A 4,522-nucleotide genomic window follows, 5' to 3' on the forward strand; every position below is an offset into this window, starting at 1 on the left:
CTGTTACACAAGTTAAATAAATGTTAATTAAGAACCTTCTTGCTCATAAGCTGTCGATTTTCCTCTAAACGAGGACAATCTGCACAAAGCTTTCTGCCTTCACACTTATAGACTAAACAACAACTTTTTCTTACTAACTTTAGCGGCTGATCAGATTCCGTCTCATGAAGTGAGCGGCTATTATCAACATCCAAACCCATTGCGCTTAGCCACAAGACCGCATGCTCCTGAAGTGTCGAGTTAGTCATTTGCGGAAAGCGCTGTTGGAGACGAATTAAACAAGCCATGATTCCGTCCGACATCAATTGATGGGTGAAGCCAGGACGAATGCGTGTCCATTGACTCATCTCTTGTTGATAGAAGTCGAACAGTTCTCGGATTTGACGCCCCGCCTCTTTTATCAACGCTTCTGGCTCGCCATGTATATGCGCTTCGTCGGCGAATCGGTACCCAGAAACAAAACAAGGTTTGAGGTGCTGCGCTATCTCGCGAATGTTTGGCAACGTGTGGTAACCGTAAATAGAGATGAATGCGACATAAACTGGCTGCCAACAAAGTAAATCCCACGTTCTTGTCAACCAATATGCTTTTCCCGCTTCCGGATGAGCCTCCGAGATTTGCTGGTAAAGGCCTTGGATGATCGGGTTGATATCATTCTCGATATGGATAGCTTCTTGCCCTATCTCGCCGATATCACCGTGTAGATAAGGTGTAATCTCACTCGAAGTTTGAAACAGTTGCGGGAAAAATTGCTCAGACATGATGGCTTATTGTTGGTGTAGTCATTCTGACACCTTTATACCCAAGCACCAATCGCAATGCAAACTATTATCCTTTGCGTTTTCATAACAAAGAAGCACCTTTAGGGTTAGTTATGACTGTATTTCCGCGTTCTGTGAAACTGTAAGGTCTGGTTACGTATGCGATGAATAGCAACAAACTCTTAAACCTCTTCGCATTTAACGCTCACATGATCGCAAAAATACACAGCATAAAAACACCCTGATAAAACTGTGTTAACAGTTCCCCTGTGTAGCGTGAGTTATTGCCAATAATTGAATATTGCTGTTTCTTATCCAGCGGATTGTGAACAACATGAAGTATTTTCTTTCTGAATATCGAGACAATACAAAGAGGTAATTTGGCTATGTAGCCCTCTGTTTTGAATAAGGAAATCCACATGTTGTATCTTGAGTTTCTATTTTTGCTCGTGATGCTGTATATCGGCTCACGTTATGGTGGTATAGGCCTTGGGGTCGTATCCGGAATTGGCTTGGTGATTGAAGTCTTCATCTTTAAGATGCCGCCAACCTCTCCTCCTGTCACCGTCATGTTGATCATTTTAGCGGTGGTAACATGTGCTTCCATTCTTGAAGCCGCTGGCGGTTTGAAATACATGCTGCAAGTTGCCGAGCGTGTGCTTCGTAAGAACCCAAAACGCGTCACCCTTATTGCTCCGTTCGTGACTTACTTTATGACCTTCCTACTTGGTACAGGTCACGCGGTTTACTCTATCATGCCAATCATTGGCGACGTTGCACTTAAAAACGGCATTCGTCCTGAGCGTCCTATGGCTGCCGCTTCTGTCGCCTCTCAAATCGCAATCACGGCATCACCAATTTCAGCGGCCGTAGTTTACTACTTGGCGCAACTCTCTGATATTCAACACGAGATCACTCTGCTCTCAATTCTGCTCGTTACTGTACCTGCAACGCTATTCGGTACGTTGTTGATGTCACTTTACAGCCTAAAGCGTGGTAAAGAGCTAGACGACGATGAAGAATACCAAGAGCGTTTGAAAGATCCTGTGTGGAGAGAAAAAATCCTCAACACAACTGCAACGTCTCTTGATGAAGTACTACCAACAAGTGCTCGTAACTCTGTATTGCTGTTCATTGCTTCTATCTTGGTTATCGTCGTTATCGCGATGTGGCCAGACATTCGTACCATCGTAGATGGCTCGAAGCCAATCAGCATGGCAGTTGTGATTCAAATGATGATGCTCTGCTTCGGCGGTATCATTTTGCTTGCGACCAAAACTGACCCGCGTGACGTACCAAATGGGGTGGTATTTAAATCTGGTATGGTGGCGGCGATTGCTATCTTCGGTATTGCATGGATGTCAGATACCTACTTCCAGTACGCTATGCCTCAATTTAAATCTGGCATCGTTGAGATGGTAACCAACTATCCTTGGACATTCGCGCTTGCGTTATTCATTGTGTCGGTTGTGGTGAACTCTCAAGCTGCAACGGCTCGCATGATGCTGCCTGTTGGTCTCGGCTTAGGTTTGGAACCTGCGCTGCTTATCGGCTTGATGCCAGCGGTATACGGCTACTTCTTTATTCCAAACTACCCTTCAGATATCGCGACTGTGAACTTCGATACCTCGGGCACAACTAAGATTGGTAAGTGGTACTTCAACCACTCATTCATGTCTGTGGGCTTAATCGGCGTGATTGGTGCGTGTTGCTTGGGTTACTTGCTAGGGCAAATGATCATTCCTTCGTAACTAGCCAAATCAACGATAAATTAGAGGCGAGTCATTGTACATTTTCGTACAGCCTGAGTGACTCGCCTTTCTTTATTGCACTATTAACTACAGCAAGAAATCGTCATCAATCGCGACAAAATTGTCGGCACAATCAATCAGAGTTTGGGATGTTAGCTTAGGTACACCATAAACGGTCACCGTTTTATTGAAGCACTGCTGAATTCTCTCTACTAGCAGACTAAAGTCTCCATCTCCCGAAACTAGAATCACTTCCTCAACTTCGGGAGCAATTTCAATTGCATCGAGAGTAATACCCACATCCCAATCGCCTTTCGAGCTGCCATCACGACGCTGGATGTAGGGTTTAAGCATCACCTCAAATCCAACACCACGAAGAATATGGTGGAACTGACGTTGTTTTGGATCGTTACTCGCGATGGCATAAGCACGAGCACTTACCACCTCTTTCCCTTGTGTGGCGACATACCAAAACTGGTTGTAATCAAAATTGCTTCGATACGCTTCGCGACAGGTGTAATACACATTCTGTACATCAACCAAAATGGCGATTTTTTGTTTGCTTTCCGAACTCATCTATTTCTACGCTCAATTTATTTGCTGCCTACCCTATGCCAGTTTTGGAAAAAGCACAATGAGCCAATTCCACTAAACTTAACGTATAAAAAGTTATTTGGGTTTCTAGGGGAACTGTCATGGGCGGAAAGTTACTAGTGATACTGCTTTCTTGTATCTTGTCATCGACAGCATTTGGTTATCCAGCGCACTCCAAATACTGGCCACATAGAAGTGTGCTCTACTTTGCGCCGGAAAATGATGAATACGTCAAACAATTCTTGCTAGAAACACTTATGAATGAGTGTGAGTTGGAAGACAGAGATGTCGTCACACTGGTCATTACAGAACAAGGTTATACTTTTCCTGCTTGGCTTAAAGAAGAGTTCGACCTAAAAATGCTAGCTCGTCTTTATGCGGTCGAAAAAGGTTCTCATACTGCTATTTTGCTTGGTAAAGATGGTCTAGAAAAGCACCGTTGGGGCGCAGAAACAGACTGGCCGTTTATCAACAACCTCATTGATCAAATGCCTATGCGTAAGCAAGAAATGCAGAGGCAACAAAGCCCCTGTAAAATATAGTCACTTCTGGGCAGTATTACTTTGCGAACCAATCCAATTTGTTGTGCAGCTGAGTAACGCTACCAACCACAATCAATGCTGGGCTCACAGCTTGCTCTGCCATGCTCGATAACTCGTTCAACTTTCCTTGGAACACGCGCTGCTCCGGGCGCGTACCGTTTTCAATAATGGCGCATGACATCTCAGGATCTAAGCCGTGAGTGATCAGCTTATCCATAATGTGGCCGCTTTGCTTCAAACCCATGTAGAACACAAGCGTGTTGTTGGATTGCGCCAGTGAATGCCACTCAATCTCACGACCATCTTTTTGTACGTGACCAGTGATGAATTGAACGCTTTGCGCATGGTCGCGGTGTGTTAATGGAATACCAGCATAAGCCGTTGCACCCGCTGCTGCTGTGATACCCGGAACCACTTCGTATTTGATACCAAATTCCGCTAGTTCTTCTAACTCTTCACCGCCACGGCCAAAGATAAATGAGTCACCGCCCTTCAGACGCACAACACGCTTACCTTCTTGTGCTTTCTGCACCAAGATTTGGTTGATTTGATCTTGAGGCACACAGTGAAAGTCTAATTTTTTACCTACGTAGATCATCTCTGCTGATGCATGAGCCAATTCTAGAATGTCTTTCGACACCAAACGGTCGTATACAACAACTTCAGCCGCTTGAATGGCTTTTAAGCCTTTTACTGTGAGCAAATCAGGATCACCTGGACCTGCACCAACAAGAGAAATAAAGCCGCTGTTTAAAGATGAGTGAGCAGTAGTCATATCAACGCCTATCGAAAATTTGGACATAAAAAGTAACACTCAAGTCATTAACTCAAGGTTAAAATCACCCCAAGGAGTTATTACTTTTTATAGCTAAAT

At 44.4% G+C, this 4,522-nt stretch carries 5 protein-coding genes; 2 read left to right on the forward strand and 3 right to left on the reverse strand.

Annotation, left to right across the window (positions count from 1 at the left end; translation table 11 throughout):
- Positions 1-23: 23 nt before the first annotated feature.
- On the reverse strand, positions 24-761 hold the full coding sequence (locus tag CAG68_RS02400; protein WP_042520969.1) for a siderophore ferric iron reductase: 738 nt from the start codon (positions 759-761) through the stop codon (positions 24-26).
- A 419-nt stretch (positions 762-1,180) separates the two neighbouring features.
- Here CAG68_RS02400 and CAG68_RS02405 point away from each other — a divergent pair, with 419 nt between their 5' ends.
- Positions 1,181-2,512, forward strand: a complete 1,332-nt coding sequence (locus CAG68_RS02405; protein ID WP_005376060.1) for an anaerobic C4-dicarboxylate transporter — start codon at positions 1,181-1,183, stop codon at positions 2,510-2,512.
- Between the two features lie 87 nt (positions 2,513-2,599).
- On the opposite strand, the gene CAG68_RS02410 is transcribed toward CAG68_RS02405, so the two are convergent.
- Complete coding sequence (locus tag CAG68_RS02410; protein WP_086047381.1) at positions 2,600-3,088, reverse strand: LabA-like NYN domain-containing protein; 489 nt, start codon at positions 3,086-3,088, stop codon at positions 2,600-2,602.
- Between the two features lie 119 nt (positions 3,089-3,207).
- Between CAG68_RS02410 and CAG68_RS02415 the strand changes: the two genes are divergently transcribed.
- Positions 3,208-3,648: a DUF4174 domain-containing protein gene (locus tag CAG68_RS02415; RefSeq protein WP_017820187.1), complete on the forward strand. Its 441-nt coding sequence runs from the start codon at positions 3,208-3,210 to the stop codon at positions 3,646-3,648.
- A 16-nt stretch (positions 3,649-3,664) separates the two neighbouring features.
- Here the strand turns inward: CAG68_RS02415 and cobA are convergent, their stop codons facing one another.
- Complete coding sequence (cobA, locus tag CAG68_RS02420) at positions 3,665-4,423, reverse strand: uroporphyrinogen-III C-methyltransferase (protein ID WP_086047380.1); 759 nt, start codon at positions 4,421-4,423, stop codon at positions 3,665-3,667.
- Positions 4,424-4,522: the final 99 nt, after the last annotated feature.

The sequence above is a fragment of the Vibrio sp. V42_P2S4T144 genome, assembly GCF_009904715.1.
GTDB lineage: Bacteria > Pseudomonadota > Gammaproteobacteria > Enterobacterales > Vibrionaceae > Vibrio > Vibrio alginolyticus.

Bases quoted from the DNA above. Each gene is read 5' to 3' on its own strand.
- CAG68_RS02405 (WP_005376060.1), top strand. From the start codon at position 1,181: ATGTTGTATCTTGAGTTTCTATTTTTGCTCGTGATGCTGTATATCGGC.
- CAG68_RS02415 (WP_017820187.1), top strand. From the start codon at position 3,208: ATGGGCGGAAAGTTACTAGTGATACTGCTTTCTTGTATCTTGTCATCG.
- CAG68_RS02400 (WP_042520969.1), bottom strand. From the start codon at position 761: ATGTCTGAGCAATTTTTCCCGCAACTGTTTCAAACTTCGAGTGAGATT.
- CAG68_RS02410 (WP_086047381.1), bottom strand. From the start codon at position 3,088: ATGAGTTCGGAAAGCAAACAAAAAATCGCCATTTTGGTTGATGTACAG.
- cobA (WP_086047380.1), bottom strand. From the start codon at position 4,423: ATGACTACTGCTCACTCATCTTTAAACAGCGGCTTTATTTCTCTTGTT.